We start from the raw sequence: 17,635 nt of genomic DNA, 5'->3' as shown, positions 1-17,635 counted from the left end.
GCGCCCCGCTCGAGTGATTTTCGAATTTGCGGCCGGAGGCGACCGGTACGCGAGGAGAAGACGATGAACCAAGAAATTATGAATCTCTTTAACCCGACGACGCCGGCGCAGGTCTTCGACCAGATCCGGATCTCGATCGCGTCTCCAGAGAAGATTCTGTCCTGGTCCTACGGCGAGATCAAGAAGCCGGAGACCATCAACTACCGTACCTTCAAGCCCGAGCGCGACGGCCTGTTCTGCGCCCGCATCTTCGGGCCGATCAAGGACTACGAGTGCTTGTGCGGCAAGTACAAGCGCATGAAGTACAAGGGCATCATCTGCGAGAAGTGCTCGGTCGAGGTCACGCTGTCGCGCGTCCGGCGCGAGCGCATGGGCCATATCGAGCTCGCGGCCCCGGTCGCCCACATCTGGTTCTTGAAGTCGCTGCCTTCGCGCATCGGCTTGCTGCTGGACATGACGCTGAAGGATCTCGAACGGATCCTCTACTTCGAATATTACGTCGTTCTCGAGCCGGGCCTGACCGCGCTGAAGGACCGTCAGCTGCTGTCGGAAGACGAATATCTGAAGGCGCAGGACGAGTACGGCCAGGATTCCTTCACCGCGATGATCGGCGCCGAGGCGATCCGCGAGCTGCTCAAGGGCATGGACCTCGAGAAGCTCGAGCTGACCTTGCGTGCGGAAATGCAGGAGACCGACTCCGACATCAAGCACAAGAAGCTCGCCAAGCGCCTGAAGATCGTGGAAGCGTTCCGCCACTCCGGCAACAAGCCGGAATGGATGATCCTGACCGTCGTTCCCGTGATCCCGCCGGACCTGCGTCCGCTGGTGCCGCTGGACGGCGGCCGCTTCGCGACCTCGGACCTCAACGACCTCTATCGCCGCGTCATCAACCGCAACAACCGCTTGAAGCGGCTGATGGAGCTGCGTGCGCCTGACATCATCATCCGCAACGAGAAGCGCATGCTTCAGGAAGCGGTCGATGCGCTGTTCGACAACGGCCGTCGCGGCCGCGTCATCACGGGTGCCAACAAGCGCCCGCTGAAGTCGCTCGCCGACATGTTGAAGGGCAAGCAGGGCCGTTTCCGCCAGAACCTGCTCGGCAAGCGCGTCGACTATTCGGGCCGTTCGGTGATCGTGGTCGGTCCCGAGCTGCGCCTGCATCAGTGCGGTCTGCCGAAGAAGATGGCGCTCGAGCTGTTCAAGCCGTTCATCTATTCGCGGCTTGACGCCAAGGGCCTGTCCACCACCGTCAAGCAGGCCAAGAAGCTGGTCGAGAAGGAGCGGCCCGAGGTCTGGGACATCCTTGACGAGGTGATCCGCGAGCATCCCGTGCTGCTCAACCGCGCGCCGACGCTGCATCGTCTGGGCATCCAGGCGTTCGAGCCGGTGCTGATCGAGGGCAAGGCGATCCAGCTTCACCCGCTGGTCTGCTCGGCGTTCAACGCCGACTTCGATGGTGACCAGATGGCCGTGCACGTCCCGCTGTCGCTCGAAGCGCAGCTGGAAGCGCGCGTGCTGATGATGTCGACCAACAACATCCTGCATCCCGCGAATGGTCAGCCGATCATCGTGCCGTCGCAGGACATCGTCCTGGGTCTCTACTACGTCTCGATCATGCGCGAAGGCCTGCCCGGCGAGGGCAAGCTGTTCGGCGAGATGGCCGAGCTCGAGCACGCCCTGCATGCGAAGGTCATCCACCTCCACACCAAGATCAAGTATCGCTGGGAAGGCATGGACGAGACCGGCAAGGTCTCCAAGCGCTGGATCGAGACCACCGCCGGCCGCGTCATGCTCGGCAATTTGCTGCCGCGCAACCCGCGCATCTCGTACGAGATCATCAACAAGCTGATGACCAAGCGCGAGATCTCGGGCGTCATCGATCAGGTCTACCGCCACTGCGGCCAGAAGGAGACCGTGATCTTCTGCGACCGCATCATGGCGCTCGGCTTCTACAACGCGTTCAAGGCCGGCATCTCGTTCGGCAAGGACGACATGGTCGTGCCGAACTCCAAGTGGAAGATCGTCGACACCACGCGTACGCTGGCGAAGGATTTCGAGCAGCAGTACAACGACGGCCTGATCACGCATGGCGAGAAGTACAACAAGGTCGTCGACGCCTGGTCGAAGGCCACGGAAGAAATCGCCAAGGCGATGATGAAGGAGATCTCCTCCACCAAGAAGACGGCGGCCGGCGCCGATGCCGACATCAATTCGATCTACATGATGGCTCATTCCGGCGCCCGCGGTTCGCCGGCCCAGATGCGCCAGCTCGCCGGCATGCGCGGCCTGATGGCCAAGCCGTCGGGTGAGATCATCGAGACGCCGATCATCTCGAACTTCAAGGAGGGCCTCTCGGTTCTCGAGTACTTCAACTCGACCCACGGCGCCCGTAAGGGCCTCGCGGACACCGCGTTGAAGACCGCGAACTCCGGCTACCTGACCCGTCGTCTGGTCGACGTCGCGCAGGATTGCATCATCACGCAGTCCGACTGCGGCACCAAGCTCGGCATCAAGATGCGCGCCATCGTCGATGCCGGCACCGTGGTCGCTTCGCTCGGTTCGCGCATCCTCGGACGCACGGCCTGCGAAGACGTGCGCGACAGCTCGGGCAAGGTGATCATCAAGCGCGACACGCTGATGGAAGAGAGCCATCTGGACGCCATTCAGCAGGGTGGTGTGCAGGAGGTGAAGATCCGCTCGGCGCTGACCTGCGAACTCGTCAACGGCATCTGCGGCAAGTGCTACGGCCGCGACCTCGCCCGCGGCACGCCGGTCAACCACGGCGAAGCGGTCGGCGTCATCGCGGCGCAGTCGATCGGCGAGCCGGGCACGCAGCTCACCATGCGTACCTTCCACATCGGCGGCGCGGCGCAGCTCAACGAGCAGTCTTTCGTCGAAGCCAATTTCGACGGCAAGATCGTGATCCGGAACAAGGCCATCGCCCGCAACAGCGAAGGTCATTTGGTCGCGATGGTGCGCAACATGGTGGTGGCGGTGGTCGATGCCGACGGCACCGAGCGTGCGACGCACCGTATTCAGTACGGCTCGCGCCTGCATGTCGATGAAGGCGACATGGTCAAGCGTGGCCAGCGCATCGTCGAGTGGGACCCGTACACCCGTCCGCTCCTCACCGAAGTGGAAGGCACCATCGGGTTCGAGGATCTGGTCGAGGGCCAGTCGATCTCGGAAACGCTGGACGAGGCGACCGGTATCGCCAAGCGCGTCGTCATCGATTGGCGCTCGACCCGCGGCGGCTCGGACCTGCGTCCGGCCATCGTGGTGAAGGGCAAGGACGGCAAGGTGCTCAAGCTCGCCCGTGGCGGCGATGCCCGCTACATGCTGTCGGTCGACGCCATTCTCTCGGTCGACGTCGGAGCCAAGGTCAACCCGGGCGACATCCTCGCCCGTGTCTCGACCGAGAGCGCCAAGACGCGTGACATCACCGGCGGTCTGCCGCGGGTGGCGGAACTGTTCGAGGCACGGCGTCCGAAGGATGCGGCGATCATCGCCGAGATCGCGGGCACCATCCGGTTCGGGCGCGACTACAAGAACAAGCGTCGCATCTCGATCGAGCCGATGGACAAGACCGACGAGGCGCGCGAGTACCTGATCCCGAAGGGCAAGCACATCCACCTTCAGGACGGAGACGTCGTCGAAAAGGGCGACTTCATCGTGGAAGGCAACCCGGCGCCGCACGACATCCTTGCGGTCAAGGGCATCGAGGAGCTCGCGGCCTATCTGGTCAATGAAATCCAGGAGGTCTACCGGCTCCAGGGCGTGCTCATCAACGACAAGCACATCGAGGTGATTGTCCGTCAGATGCTCCAGAAGGTGGAAGTCACCGATCAGGGCGACACGGACATGATCTCCGGCGAGCAGGTCGACAAGATCGAGTTCGACGCGCTGAACATGAAGGCCAAGGAAGAGGGCAAGAAGCCCGCCACGGGAACGCCGGTTCTTCTCGGCATCACCAAGGCGAGCCTGCAGACCCGCTCGTTCTTCTCGGCGGCCTCGTTCCAGGAGACCACCCGGGTCCTCACGGAAGCGGCGGTCAACGGCAAGGTCGATCCGCTCGAAGGCCTCAAGGAGAACGTCATCGTCGGCCGGCTGATCCCGGCGGGCACCGGCGCCTCCATGGCCAAGATCCGCGAAGTCGCCATGAAGCGCGACAAGCTGATTCTCGACGAGCGCGAGAAGCAGGCGGCCGTCGTGTCGCCCGCTCCGGAAGCCGAGCTTCCTGCGCTGCCGCCCGCGGAATAGTGCTTCATCCGTAAGAATACGAGGATAACGAAAAGGCCGGCGAAAGCCGGCCTTTTTGCTGCTTTGTTTGCCTGTTGCGATGCGGGATCAACCTTTGTTCATCTTTCCTTCAGGCGCAAAAGTGCTTCTGCTAAGGGAGCTTAGACCGGTGGTCCCGTGACGGGGGCAGGGCCGGAGACCACGGAACTCACATGCTTGATCTCGCAATCGTAGGCGGCGGCCCCGGCGGGCTGATGAGCGCCTGGTACTTGAAGCGTAAGCTCGGCGACCTCTGTCGCATCACCATCTTCGAGGCCTCCGATCGCCTCGGCGGCAAGATCGTCACGCGCAAATTCGATTCCGCGCCGGCGATGTACGAGGCCGGCGTCGCGGAGATCTACGACTATTCGATGACGGGTCCTGATCCGCTGCGCGAGCTGATCCAGCATTTCGGCCTGCAGACGATTCCGATGGACGCCGAGCAGGTGCAGTTCGGCGGCGAGTTGCTCGACGACGTCGCCGGCATGCGCCGCAAATACGGCGCCAAGACCGCGGATGCGATCGAGCAGTTCCGCAAGCGTTGCGCCGAGCAGATGTCGCCGATCGAATATTACGAAGGCGTCGGCGCGCACGACAACGAGAACCCCTGGGCCTACAAGACCGCCGAGCAGGTGCTCGACGAAGAGGTCGAGGACGAGACCGCAAAGCGCTTCTTCAAGGTGATGGCGCGCTCCGACATCGCGACCGAAAGCCACAACACCAACGGCCTCAACGCGCTCAAGAACTACCTGATGGATGTCGATGGCTATATCGGCCTCTATTCCATCCAGAACGGCAACGAGCAGCTGGTCGAATGCCTGCAGTCGGAGGTCAGCGCCGACATCCAGCTCAATCACCGCGTGCTCACCGTCGGCAAGGCGCCGACCGGCCGCTATCAGCTGAAGATGATGAACGGCAAGGGGCCGGAGACGCGCGACTTCGATCTCGTACTGATGTGCCTGCCGCACTCCTGGCTCTCGACGATGGGGTGGGAAGGCGAGCAGCTGCGCAAGTCCATGGTCAAGCACGTCTCGTATTTCGATCGCCCCGCGCATTATCTGCGCGTCTCGATCCTGTTCGACGCTCCGTTCTGGGGCGACAAGATTCCAGGCGCCTGGTTCATGTCGGAAGCTTTCGGCGGCTGCTGCGTCTACAATGAGGGCGCGCGTCACGACGTCGGCAGGTACGGCGTCCTGAACTGGCTGATTCCCGGCTCCGATGCGCTGGCGTTCGCAAATCTGTCGGACCAGGAGCTGATCGACGCCGCGCTGAAGTCGCTGCCGGCCTCGCTTGGGGATGCGCGTGCGCATTTCATGGAAGGCAAAATCCACCGTTGGCTGTCGTCGGTGAATGCGATTCCTGGCGGCCTGCCCGTTCGCGATGTCATGTCCAATCATCGACCCGAGCCGAAGGAGCATCCCGGTATCGTGGTGGTAGGCGACTATCTGTTCGATTCCACGCTGAACGGTCTCCTCGACTCCTCGGATGCGGCGACCGACATCATTCTGACCGAGATGATGCGGCTGCGCCGCGCGCGTGCGCAGGAGGATGGCGAGCCGGTTTCCGACAAGATCGACCGCGACTATTTCGAGAATTATCGCGGCCTCGGACCTTACGGCGAGGTGTGGAGGCAGTTCACAGATCCGGATTATCTGTCCAAGCTGATCACCATCGTCTGGGGCAAGGCCAAGGGCGCCAAGCTCCTGGTCGCGGGCTCCGCCAGCGGCGAGCTGGTCGGCGCATTGCGCGAGCGCGGCGTCGACGCCTGGGGCATCGAGAACAACCGTGCCATCCATGCCAAGACGCCGAAGGCGCTGAAGAAGTTCAACAAGCTCGGTTCGATCACCGACCTGCCGTTCAAGGACGGCACGTTCGACTACGTCTTCGAGACCAGCCTATGCCACGTTGCGCCCAGGCAGGTGGTTCGCGCGATCCGCGAGTTGAACCGTGTGGTCAAGACCGGCCTCGTGTTCGGCTCGATCACCTCGGACATGGCTTCGGCCGTGATCGACCGCTACGACCTGCTGCGCGGGGTCAAGAAGCTCGGCACCTGGTGGGAATGGTCGGAGCTGTTCTTCGGCAACGGCTTCGATCTGTCGATGCACCGCAAGGACTGCACCGACGCGCTATGGACTGCGACGCTCGCCGCCAACAAAGGGCCGGGCCAATGGTATGCCGACGCCGACAGCTTGCGTTACTCCTTCTTCGACAAGATCGAGGACGAAGACGAGGACTAACATCACCAGGCGCGGATGAATTCGCCAATTGCTTTGCCGAACTCGTCCTGATCGCATAGAATCGGCGGAGTAGCGGTGGTCCGCTATTTCCTGCTCTCTCTGCGGTCATGCCGGCCGTCAGCATCGGTTGGTTTCATGGCGTCCAGGCCCCTCTCTCCCGACAAACAGAAGCTCGCTGCGCAAGAGGCGGCCGAGCTCGAGGACAAGCTTGCGCCCGGCGCCGCGCCCGAGCTGCAAGACGACGAAGACGAGGATGACGACGAGCTTGAGCTCGATGACGATGATGATGAGGACCTCGTCGTCTTTACCGCCCGCGAAGCTGCCGGCGCGCTCGCGACGATCTTGGGATTCGTCAAGCCCTTCCTGTCCAACTACAAGCGCATCCTGGGTTATGTGGCGTTCGGCGTCCTGGTTGAGACACTGTTCAACGTCATCATGCCGCTCAGCCTGAAATACCTGATCGACGACGCGCTCGGCGAAGAGGATTTCCAGGCGCTGTACAAGATCCTCGGCGTGCTGGCGGCTGCCGGCATCTCAACCTCGATCGTCGCGGTCTGGTACGAGCGCTGGGATGCGCGGTTGGCGGCTTGCGTCATCACCGACGTCCGCAAGCGCCTGTTCGAGCATGTCCAGGACCTGCCGGCGGCTTATTTCGGCCGCACGAAGCGTGGCGAGATCCTGTCGCGCTTCTCGGTCGATCTCTCGGCCTTCGAAGGTTCGGTCAAGTCCTTCGTCAACAGCGCCGCGCTGCCGTTCTTTGAGTTGATCGCCGGCATCATCCTGATGCTATTCCTGAACTGGCAGCTCGCGGTGGTCGCGCTGCTGGTATTCCCGATCACGTTGATCGGCCCGCGCATCCTGACGCCGAAGGCGGTGCAGGCCAACTACGAGCAGAAGCTGAACGAGAGCGCGCTGCTCGGAATGGTGCAGGAGAACGTGGCGGCGCAGGCCGTGATCAAGGCGTTCAGCCTGCAACGCAAGATGTTCGGCTTCTTCACCTTCCGCAACGATGCGACCCGCGACAGGATTGCGGCAGCGGGGTTCCTGTCCACGATGGTGGAGCGGACGGTCACCATCTCCGTGCTGCTGTTGCACCTCGTCGTGCTCGCGATCGGCGCCTATCTCGCGACCAAGGGCCAGATCACCATCGGCACCTTCGTCACCTTCGAGAGCGCGTTCTGGGAGGTCTCCTACAACATCGCCCACGTGATGCATTTCATCCCGGTGTCGATCTCCTCGGCCGCCGCGATCCGTCACATCCAGGAACTGCTCGACGAGCCGACGCGCGGGGCGGATCGTCCCGGCGCGCCCGATCTGCCGCGCATCACCCACGACATCACCTTCGAGCATGTTAGCTTCCAGTATGAAGGCGGCCAGACGCCGGTGCTGGACAATCTCAGCCTCAAGCTCGACGCCGGCAAGCGCATCGCCATCGTTGGTCCGTCAGGCTCCGGCAAGAGCACGCTGCTCAATCTGATCCTTCGCCTCTACGTGCCCGATGAGGGGCGCGTCACCATCGACGGTGTCGACGTCCGCAAGGTGACGCTGGATTCGCTGCGCCGGAGCATGGCGGTGGTGTTCCAGGAGAACATGCTGTTCAACATGTCGATCCGCGAGAACATCCGGCTCGGCAAGGAAGGCGCCACCGACGAGGAGGTGGAGGAGGCTGCCAAGAAGGCCGAGATTCACCGCTACATCATGGGCCTGCGGCAGCGCTACGACACCCCGGTCGGCGAACGCGGCGACACGCTGTCGGGCGGCCAGCGCCAGCGCATCGCGATCGCACGCGCGATCATCCGCAATCCCTCCGTGCTGCTGCTCGACGAAGCGACCTCGGCTCTGGACCAGACCACGGAGGCCGCGATCAACCGCACCTTGCTCAAGGTCGCCAAGGGTCGCACCATGATTTGGTCGACACATCGTCTGACCTCGGTGGTCGAGATGGACGAGATCATCGTGATCTCAGGGGGCAGGGCAATCGAGCGCGGCTCGCATGCCGAGCTGCTTGCCAGGAACGGTATCTATCGCAAGCTGTGGAACGACCAGATCCATCAGCCGCACGGCGCGACCGCTCAGGCCGACGATGAGAGCGATGATGACGAAGACGCGGATGAGGACGACCTCGACGAGGGTGATGAGGACGAGGACGAGGAGTGACCGAGGAAGTTCGGCTCCAGGTGGAACGCGCCTCCAAGCCTGCGCAGTAATCCCTGGGTCGACCACGCCATGAAGCGTGCCCAGCGCTGAGCGGTCCAGTAGGGGCTCGTCGCAATCGAGACCGAGCGGAAGTCGAAGGCTTTCGCGGCCGACCATTCATCACAGGCCCGCTTGACCGGGTCGGCATAGAAGGTGGCAATCTTGTCCGCATTCATCCCGTCGCTGGCGAGCCATTGCGGGATGTGGACGTTGCAGAGCCGCTCGATGTCGGTGAACACCTTGTCGCAGCCGGTGCCGGCGACCGGGCAGGAGGTGGCGAAAGCGTCGCCCGCCAGCACCACGCCCGGCTGATGGCCGGCGTCGTTCACGTAGAGATCGACCGGACGAACCTTCAACTCGCCGGGAATGTCGAAGGCGCCGGTGATGCGCTTCAGCCGCGGCAGCGCGGCGTTCAATGTCTCGGCCGGAGCGCGGCGCAGCTCGCGCAGCCAGGGATCGTCGAAGCCGCGATACACGAACAGATTGGCGCGCATCCGCGTGCCGATCGGAAACAGCGAGATGTAGGGGATGCGGTCGCTCGGCCGCTCCGAGAAATAGGTGAGCGCCGGGAAGTCGAACGCATTCCGCCCGGCCGGCACCACGTCGAAGCCGATCGAGATCGAATGGCAGGGGCTGATGACGTTCCTGATGATGCCGAGCTGGTGGCGCAGGCCGACATTCAGGCCGTTGGCGAGCAACACCAGGCGGGCCGAGATGGTCTCATCATTGGCGAGGGCTACCGTTTGCCGCTCGGCACTGGTCGCGACCGACACCGCCTTGGTCCAGATACGTCCGACCGTGTCGGGAATCTCGTCGCGGATCGCGTTAACAAGCGAATCGTAGAGGATGTTGAACTGTCGGCTCGGCGCCCTGTCGAGCATGTGGCCGAATCGCGCGATCCAGTTCTCGCCCGAGAAGGTCGCGCGACGCAGGACCGAGTCGGCGATGCCCGTTTGGTGGAATCGCTCGACCTGACCGTGACCGCTCAGCTTCTCGACGCGAAAATCGGCCGGATAGGTCTCATGCGGGTCGATCAGAATCGCTGAAATGCCGGCACGCCCGAGCATTGCGGCGGCGGTCGAGCCTGCTAGTCCTCCGCCAATGATGGCAACGTCGGTGTACCGCATGGCGCCTGTCTCTGCCGAAGGCGGCAGATTGACGCATCAAGAGGAAAAAAAGCCTTAGCGGCCGACATAAAACTATATTTTATACGGGTGTTAATCGATGGAAGGTTGGCGGAGCCGGGATATCGTTCCCATATCGGGGAGGCGCGTCAGGGGACGACCGGGCAATTTCCGAAGCTGCCAGAAGCGCTTTGCGACTGTCGTTTCGCCTTGACTTGATCGATTCTCACTTATAGAAAGCGCCTCACTTAACGACAGGCGGTGAGCATTGCCAACGTCGGAACGGGCCACCCGTTGATCCCCAGGGGTCGCTAAGCGGGCACCAACCTCGACGAATGCCGCTCAAACGCTGTCGATAATAGCTAGGCAATGCCAGTGCGATTTTAGGCCTCTGGGGCGCGTTCTCCTGTGGTCGAATTCGGATGCATGACCTCAGTGCGCGGGCCGCGGCTTATGCTGATCGGCCTTAATACTGCGGTCCTCTGTGGCGTCGAAGCGCTTTCCACTCAGCAATGAGCGGTTGGCGCGATTTCGCTTTGTGTGGATTGTTCCGCGCGGGCGGGCCCGATCGAGCGGGTGGCTCGAGAGAATTTGCGGTCCCGGCAACGGGCCGCGGCAAGACAGCGGGCCTGCAAGGGGCCGCGATAACAAAGGGTAAGGCCAGGATGCCGACGATCAACCAGCTGATCGCTCAACCGCGTGAAGTGCAGAAGTCGCGCAAGAAGGTGCCGGCGCTGCAGCAGTCGCCGCAGAAGCGTGGTGTTTGCACGCGCGTCTACACCACGACCCCGAAGAAGCCGAACTCGGCGCTTCGTAAGGTCGCCAAGGTGCGTCTGACCAACGGTTTCGAGGTGATCGGCTACATCCCGGGTGAGGGCCATAACCTCCAGGAGCACTCGGTGGTCATGATCCGCGGCGGCCGCGTCAAGGATTTGCCCGGCGTGCGCTACCACATCCTCCGCGGCGTTCTGGATACTCAGGGCGTCAAGAACCGTAAGCAGCGTCGTTCGAAGTACGGCGCGAAGCGTCCGAAGTAAGCGGGAACCAGCTCCATGTCTCGTCGCCACTCAGCGGAAAAGCGCGAAGTTCTTCCCGATCCGAAGTTCGGGAACATCATCGTCACGAAATTCATGAACTCGGTGATGTACGCCGGCAAGAAGTCGGTCGCCGAAGGCATCGTCTACGGTGCATTCAGCCTCATCGAAGGCAAGACCAAGCAGAACCCGCTCGGCGTGTTCGAGCAGGCGCTCGAGAATGTCATGCCGACGATCGAAGTGCGCTCCCGCCGCGTCGGTGGCGCGACCTACCAGGTGCCGGTCGAAGTTCGCTCGACCCGCCGCCAGGCGTTGGGTATCCGCTGGCTGATCTCGGCCGCGCGCGAGCGTAACGAAAAGACGATGACGGAGCGTCTCTCGGCGGAGCTCCTGGATGCATCGAACAACCGTGGGAACGCCGTCAAGAAGCGCGAAGACGTGCACCGGATGGCGGAAGCCAACCGCGCCTTCTCGCACTATCGCTGGTAACGGCGAAACAAACGGACTCGCAAGGAACACCCCATGCCCCGCCAACATGCCATCGAGGACTACCGTAACTTCGGTATCATGGCGCATATCGACGCCGGTAAGACGACGACGACCGAGCGCATCCTCTACTACACCGGCAAGAGCCACAAGATCGGCGAAGTGCACGAAGGTGCCGCGACGATGGATTGGATGGAGCAGGAGCAGGAGCGCGGCATCACGATCACCTCGGCCGCGACCACTGCGTTCTGGGCCGGCAAGCGCCTGAACATCATCGACACCCCCGGCCACGTCGACTTCACCATCGAAGTCGAGCGTTCGCTGCGCGTGCTCGACGGTGCCGTCTGTGTGCTCGATTCGAACCAGGGTGTTGAGCCCCAGACCGAGACCGTCTGGCGCCAGGGCGACAAGTACAAGGTTCCCCGCATCGTTTTCGCCAACAAGATGGACAAGATCGGCGCCGACTTCTTCAAGTGTCTGGCCGACATCGTTGACCGTCTGGGTGCCAAGCCCGTCGCGATCCAGCTTCCGATCGGTGCCGAGAACAACTTCAAGGGTCTCGTCGACCTCGTGAAGATGAAAGGCGTTGTCTGGAACGACGAGTCGCTCGGCGCGAAGTTCGACTATGTCGACATTCCCGAAGACCTCGTCGACCAGGCCAAGGAATACCGCGAGAAGATGGTGGAAGCCGCCGTCGAGCTCGACGACGACGCCATGGCCGCTTACCTCGACGGCAAGGAGCCGGACGAGGCGACCCTGAAGCGCCTGATCCGCAAGGCGGTGCTGACCGGCGCGTTCTATCCCGTGCTGTGCGGCTCGGCCTTCAAGAACAAGGGCGTGCAGCCGCTGCTCGACGCCGTCGTCGACTACCTGCCGTCGCCGCTCGACGTGCCTGCGATCAAGGGGACCGACGACAAGGGCAACGAAGTCGTGCGCAAGGCGGACGACAAGGAGCCGCTGGCGCTGCTCGCGTTCAAGATCATGGACGACCCGTTCGTCGGCACCATCACCTTCTGCCGCATCTACTCCGGCGTTCTCCAGAGCGGCACCGGCGTCGTGAACTCGACCCGTGAGAAGAAGGAGCGCATCGGGCGCATGCTCTTGATGCATGCGAACAACCGCGAAGACATCAAGGAAGCCTATGCCGGCGACATCGTCGCTCTGGCTGGCCTGAAGGAAGCGCGCACCGGCGACACGCTGTGCGATCCCGACAAGCAGGTGATCCTGGAAAAGATGGAATTCCCCGAGCCGGTCATCGAGATCGCGATCGAGCCGAAGTCCAAGGCCGACCAGGAGAAGCTGGGCGTGGCGCTGGCCAAGCTCGCCGCGGAGGATCCGTCCTTCCGCGTGTCGACCGACCACGAGTCCGGCCAGACCATCCTGAAGGGCATGGGCGAACTCCACCTCGACATCAAGGTCGACATCCTCAAGCGCACCTACAAGGTCGACGCCAACATCGGCGCACCGCAGGTGGCGTTCCGGGAGCGTGTCACCAAGCGCGTCGAGCATAGCTACACCCACAAGAAGCAGACCGGCGGTACCGGCCAGTTCGCTGCGGTGTCGTTCATCGTCGAGCCGAACGAGCCCGGCAAGGGCTACGAGTTCGAATCGAAGATCGTCGGCGGCGCCGTGCCGAAGGAATACATCCCCGGCGTCGAAAAGGGCCTCGAGAGCGTGCTGTCGTCCGGCGTGGTCGCGGGCTTCCCCGTGGTCGACGTCAAGGTGCAGCTCGTCGACGGCAAGTATCACGACGTCGACTCGTCGGCACTCGCCTTCGAAATCGCCTCGCGCGCCTGCTTCCGCGAAGCGCTCCAGATGGGCAAGTCCGTCCTGCTCGAGCCGATCATGAAGGTCGAAGTGGTGACCCCGGAAGACTACACCGGTTCGGTCATCGGCGACCTGAATTCCCGGCGCGGTCAGATCCAGGGGCAGGACATGCGCGGCAACGCCAACGTCATCAACGCGATGGTGCCGCTCATGAACATGTTCGGGTACGTGAATAATCTGCGCTCGATGAGCCAGGGTCGCGCCACCTTCACCATGCAGTTCGACCACTACGCAGAAGCGCCGGCCAACGTGTCGGCAGAAGTCCAGAAGAAGTTTGCCTGATTGTCGTCGGTCACGAACTGACGATTGAACGGAGAGTCAAATGGCCAAAGCTAAGTTTGAACGTACCAAGCCGCACTGCAACATCGGGACCATCGGTCACGTCGACCATGGCAAGACGTCGCTGACCGCGGCGATCACCAAGGTTCTCGCCGAAGCCGGCGGTGCGACGTTCACCGCGTACGACCAGATCGACAAGGCGCCGGAAGAGAAGGCGCGCGGCATCACCATCTCGACCGCGCACGTCGAGTACGAGACGCCGAACCGCCACTACGCGCACGTCGACTGCCCCGGCCACGCCGACTACGTGAAGAACATGATCACCGGCGCTGCCCAGATGGACGGTGCGATCCTGGTCGTGTCGGCTGCTGACGGCCCGATGCCGCAGACCCGCGAGCACATCCTGCTCGCCCGCCAGGTCGGCGTGCCCGCGCTCGTCGTGTTCCTCAACAAGTGCGACATGGTCGACGATCCGGAGCTCCTCGAGCTCGTCGAGCTCGAAGTCCGCGAGCTGCTCTCGAAGTATGAATTCCCGGGCGACAAGATTCCGATCATCAAGGGTTCGGCTCTCGCCGCTCTCGAAGATTCGGACAAGAAGCTCGGCCACGACGCCATCATCGAGCTGATGAAGAACGTCGACAGCTACATCCCGCAGCCGGAGCGTCCGATCGACCAGCCGTTCCTGATGCCGGTTGAAGACGTGTTCTCGATCTCGGGCCGCGGCACCGTCGTGACCGGCCGTGTTGAGCGCGGTATCGTCAAGGTCGGCGAGGAAATCGAGATCGTCGGTCTCCGCGCCACCCAGAAGACCACCGTCACCGGCGTCGAAATGTTCCGCAAGCTGCTCGATCAGGGCCAGGCCGGCGACAACATCGGTGCGCTGCTCCGCGGTACCAAGCGCGAGGACGTCGAGCGCGGCCAGGTTCTGGCCAAGCCGGGTTCGGTCAAGCCGCACACCAAGTTCAAGGCCGAGGCTTACATCCTCACCAAGGAAGAGGGCGGTCGCCACACCCCGTTCTTCACCAACTACCGTCCGCAGTTCTACTTCCGCACCACCGACGTGACCGGTGTCGTGCACCTGCCGGAAGGCACCGAGATGGTGATGCCGGGCGACAACATCGCGATGGAAGTGCACCTGATCGTGCCGATCGCGATGGAAGAGAAGCTCCGCTTCGCGATCCGCGAAGGTGGCCGCACCGTCGGTGCCGGCGTCGTCGCTTCGATCATCGAGTAATCACGCGAATAGGGAATGGCGGGTGGCGAGTGGATGAAATCCATTCGCTGTTCGCTACTCGCCACTCACTAAGAAAGACACGGCAATGAACGGCCAGAATATTCGCATCCGTCTCAAGGCGTTCGACCATCGTATCCTCGATACGTCGACCCGGGAGATCGTGAACACGGCGAAGCGCACCGGTGCGCAGGTCCGCGGACCCATTCCGCTGCCCACCCGCATCGAGAAGTTCACCGTCAACCGTTCGCCCCACGTCGACAAGAAGAGCCGCGAACAGTTCGAGATGCGCACTCACAAGCGTCTGCTCGACATCGTCGATCCGACCCCGCAGACCGTCGATGCTTTGATGAAGCTCGACCTGGCCGCCGGTGTCGACGTCGAGATCAAGCTCTAAGATTTTTGGATCACGTTCGCCACTAGCGGACAGAAAGAACAGGAAGCACGCCGATGCGCTCCGGAGTGATCGCACAAAAGGTCGGGATGACGCGGGTCTTTACAGAGGCCGGCGAGCACATCCCCGTGACCGTGCTGAAGCTCGGCAATTGCCAGGTCGTAGGCCACCGCACTGAAGAGAAGAACGGTTATGTTGCGCTCCAGCTTGGTTCTGGCAGCCGCAAGACCGTGTACATGCCCAAGGCAGAGCGCGGCCAGTTCGCGGTCGCCAAGGTCGAGCCGAAGCGGCAGGTCGAGGAATTCCGCGTCTCCGCGGATGCCATGATCCCCGTGGGCGCCGAGATCCTCGCCGACCACTTCGTCGTGGGCCAGTTCGTCGACGTCACCGGCACCTCGGTCGGTAAGGGCTTCGCCGGCGGTATGAAGCGCTGGAACTTCGGTGGTCTGCGCGCGACGCACGGCGTGTCGATCTCGCATCGTTCGATCGGCTCGACCGGTGGTCGTCAGGACCCCGGCAAGACCTGGAAGAACAAGAAGATGCCCGGCCACATGGGTGTCGACCGCATCACCACGCTCAACCTCCGCGTTGTTCAGCTCGACGTCGAGCGTGGCCTGATCCTCGTCGAAGGCGCCGTTCCCGGCTCCAAGGGCGGCTGGATCCGCGTGCGCGATGCCGTCAAGAAGCCGCTGCCGAAGGAAGCTCCGAAGCCCGGCAAGTTCAAGGTTGCGGGCGGCGAAGCCGAAGCCGCGGCCCAGCAAGAGGGTGCGTGAGATGGAATTGAAGGTCACCACCCTCGAGGGCAAGGAAGCGGGCTCGGTCCAGCTGTCCGACGCCATTTTCGGCCTTGAGCCGCGCCAGGACATCATTGCGCGTTGCGTGCAGTGGCAGCTGAACAAGCGTCAGGCCGGCACGCACAAGGCCAAGGGCCGCGCCGAGATCTGGCGCACCGGCAAGAAGATGTACAAGCAGAAGGGCACCGGCGGTGCTCGTCACGGCTCGGCCCGCGTGCCGCAGTTCCGCGGCGGCGGTCGTGCCTTCGGTCCGGTCGTGCGTTCGCACGCCACCGACCTGCCGAAGAAGGTCCGCGCGCTTGCTCTCAAGCATGCGCTCTCGGCCAAGGCCAAGGACGGCGATCTGCTCGTGATCGACAAGGCCGCGCTGGAAGCTGCCAAGACCAAGGCGTTGCTCGGTCATTTCTCGGGCCTGGGGCTGACCAACGCGCTGATCATCGACGGCGCCGAGCTCAACAACGGATTTGCCGCCGCGGCCCGCAACATCCCCAACATGGATGTGCTGCCGATCCAGGGCATCAACGTCTATGACATCCTGCGCCGTCAGAAGCTGGTTCTGACCAAGGCCGCCATCGATGCGCTGGAGGCGCGCTTCAAATGACGAAGAACATCGAGGCTCGCCATTACGACGTGATCGTCGCCCCTGTTGTCACCGAAAAGGCGACGCTGGCGTCCGAGCACAACAAGGTCCTGTTCAAGGTGGCCGCCAAGGCGACCAAGCCGCAGATCAAGGAAGCGATCGAGAAGCTGTTTGACGTCAAGGTCAAGAGCGTCAACACGCTGGTCCGCAAGGGCAAGACCAAGGTCTTCCGCGGCAATCTCGGCTCGCAGTCGAACACCAAGCGCGCGATCGTGACCCTCGAAGAGGGCCACCGGATCGACGTCACCACCGGTCTGTAAGGTCGTACGACGATGGCACTGAAGACATTCAATCCCACGACGCCGGGCCAGCGCCAGCTGGTCATGGTCGATCGTTCGGCGCTCTACAAGGGCAAGCCGGTCAAGGCGCTCACCGAAGGCAAGAAGTCCTCGGGCGGCCGCAACAACACCGGTCGCATCACCGTGCGCTTCCGCGGCGGTGGCCACAAGCAGACGCTGCGTACCGTCGACTTCAAGCGTGAGAAGATCGACGTTCCCGCTGTTGTCGAGCGGCTGGAATACGATCCGAACCGCACCGGCTTCATCGCGCTGATCAAGTATCAGGACGGCGAGCAGGCCTACATCCTGGCGCCGCAGCGCCTGGCGGTGGGTGACACCATCGTCGCCGGCAACTATGTCGACGTGAAGCCGGGCAACGTCATGCCGCTCGGCAACATGCCGGTCGGCACGATCATCCACAACATCGAGGTCAAGATCGGGAAGGGCGGTCAGCTCGCTCGCTCGGCTGGTACCTACGCCCAGCTCGTCGGCCGCGATCAGGACTACGTCATCATCCGCCTGAACTCGGGCGAGCAGCGCCTGGTGCACGGCCGTTGCCGCGGCACGATCGGCGCGGTGTCGAACCCGGATCACATGAACACCTCGATCGGCAAGGCCGGTCGCAAGCGTTGGATGGGCCGTCGCCCGCACAACCGCGGTGTTGCCATGAACCCGATCGACCATCCGCACGGCGGTGGTGAAGGTCGTACCTCGGGCGGTCGTCACCCGGTCACTCCGTGGGGCAAGCCGACCAAGGGCAAGAAGACCCGTACCAACAAGTCGACCAACAAATTCATTCTCCTAAGCCGCCACAAGCGGAAGAAGTAAGGAACGACG

At 62.9% G+C, this 17,635-nt stretch carries 13 protein-coding genes; 12 read left to right on the top strand and 1 reads right to left on the bottom strand.

The genetic code is table 11. The features are described 5' to 3' along the window. The first annotated feature begins 63 nt into the window (after positions 1–63). From rpoC to ACVIIW_RS30505, 3 genes are all read left to right on the top strand, one after another. The gene (rpoC, locus tag ACVIIW_RS30515; RefSeq protein WP_456704085.1) at positions 64–4,260 is read left to right on the top strand and encodes a DNA-directed RNA polymerase subunit beta'; all 4,197 of its coding nucleotides are present in this window, start codon (positions 64–66) and stop codon (positions 4,258–4,260) included. A gap of 191 nt (positions 4,261–4,451) precedes the next feature. Further along, entirely contained in the window at positions 4,452–6,515 is a 2,064-nt protein-coding gene (locus ACVIIW_RS30510) for an FAD-dependent oxidoreductase (protein ID WP_456704084.1), read from the top strand. Between the two features lie 135 nt (positions 6,516–6,650). Next, positions 6,651–8,672 (top strand): ABC transporter ATP-binding protein, encoded by a 2,022-nt coding sequence (locus tag ACVIIW_RS30505; RefSeq protein WP_456704083.1) that lies wholly within the window; start codon positions 6,651–6,653, stop codon positions 8,670–8,672. On the opposite strand, the gene ACVIIW_RS30500 is transcribed toward ACVIIW_RS30505, so the two are convergent. Further along, on the bottom strand, positions 8,588–9,838 hold the full coding sequence (locus tag ACVIIW_RS30500) for an FAD-dependent oxidoreductase (RefSeq protein WP_456704082.1): 1,251 nt from the start codon (positions 9,836–9,838) through the stop codon (positions 8,588–8,590). The genes ACVIIW_RS30505 and ACVIIW_RS30500 overlap by 85 nt on opposite strands. Positions 9,839–10,500: 662 nt before the next feature. Between ACVIIW_RS30500 and rpsL the strand changes: the two genes are divergently transcribed. From rpsL to rplB, 9 genes are all read left to right on the top strand, one after another. After that, positions 10,501–10,872 (top strand): 30S ribosomal protein S12, encoded by a 372-nt coding sequence (gene rpsL / locus ACVIIW_RS30495; RefSeq protein ID WP_007603006.1) that lies wholly within the window; start codon positions 10,501–10,503, stop codon positions 10,870–10,872. Positions 10,873–10,887: 15 nt separating this feature from the next. After that, complete coding sequence (gene rpsG, locus ACVIIW_RS30490; protein WP_092228463.1) at positions 10,888–11,358, top strand: 30S ribosomal protein S7; 471 nt, start codon at positions 10,888–10,890, stop codon at positions 11,356–11,358. 33 nt (positions 11,359–11,391) lie between these two features. Continuing rightward, the gene (gene fusA, locus ACVIIW_RS30485; protein ID WP_128966832.1) at positions 11,392–13,464 is read left to right on the top strand and encodes an elongation factor G; all 2,073 of its coding nucleotides are present in this window, start codon (positions 11,392–11,394) and stop codon (positions 13,462–13,464) included. A 40-nt stretch (positions 13,465–13,504) separates the two neighbouring features. After that, on the top strand, positions 13,505–14,695 hold the full coding sequence (gene tuf / locus ACVIIW_RS30480; RefSeq protein ID WP_092228461.1) for an elongation factor Tu: 1,191 nt from the start codon (positions 13,505–13,507) through the stop codon (positions 14,693–14,695). Between the two features lie 85 nt (positions 14,696–14,780). Continuing rightward, positions 14,781–15,089, top strand: a complete 309-nt coding sequence (gene rpsJ / locus ACVIIW_RS30475; protein WP_002712302.1) for a 30S ribosomal protein S10 — start codon at positions 14,781–14,783, stop codon at positions 15,087–15,089. A 53-nt stretch (positions 15,090–15,142) separates the two neighbouring features. Continuing rightward, positions 15,143–15,859, top strand: coding sequence for a 50S ribosomal protein L3 (gene rplC / locus ACVIIW_RS30470; protein WP_092228460.1), 717 nt, complete (start codon positions 15,143–15,145; stop codon positions 15,857–15,859). A 1-nt stretch (position 15,860) separates the two neighbouring features. Next, on the top strand, positions 15,861–16,481 hold the full coding sequence (gene rplD / locus ACVIIW_RS30465; RefSeq protein WP_011088150.1) for a 50S ribosomal protein L4: 621 nt from the start codon (positions 15,861–15,863) through the stop codon (positions 16,479–16,481). Continuing rightward, positions 16,478–16,780, top strand: coding sequence for a 50S ribosomal protein L23 (locus tag ACVIIW_RS30460; protein ID WP_027535292.1), 303 nt, complete (start codon positions 16,478–16,480; stop codon positions 16,778–16,780). The genes rplD and ACVIIW_RS30460 overlap by 4 nt, the downstream gene beginning before the upstream one ends. A 12-nt stretch (positions 16,781–16,792) precedes the next feature. After that, positions 16,793–17,626 (top strand): 50S ribosomal protein L2, encoded by an 834-nt coding sequence (gene rplB / locus ACVIIW_RS30455; RefSeq protein WP_092228459.1) that lies wholly within the window; start codon positions 16,793–16,795, stop codon positions 17,624–17,626. The last annotated feature ends 9 nt before the right edge of the window (positions 17,627–17,635 follow it).

This window comes from Bradyrhizobium sp. USDA 4449, assembly GCF_054056275.1.
The sequence above is the reverse complement of the archived record's forward strand: the minus strand, read 5'-3'. Positions and strand labels throughout refer to the sequence as shown.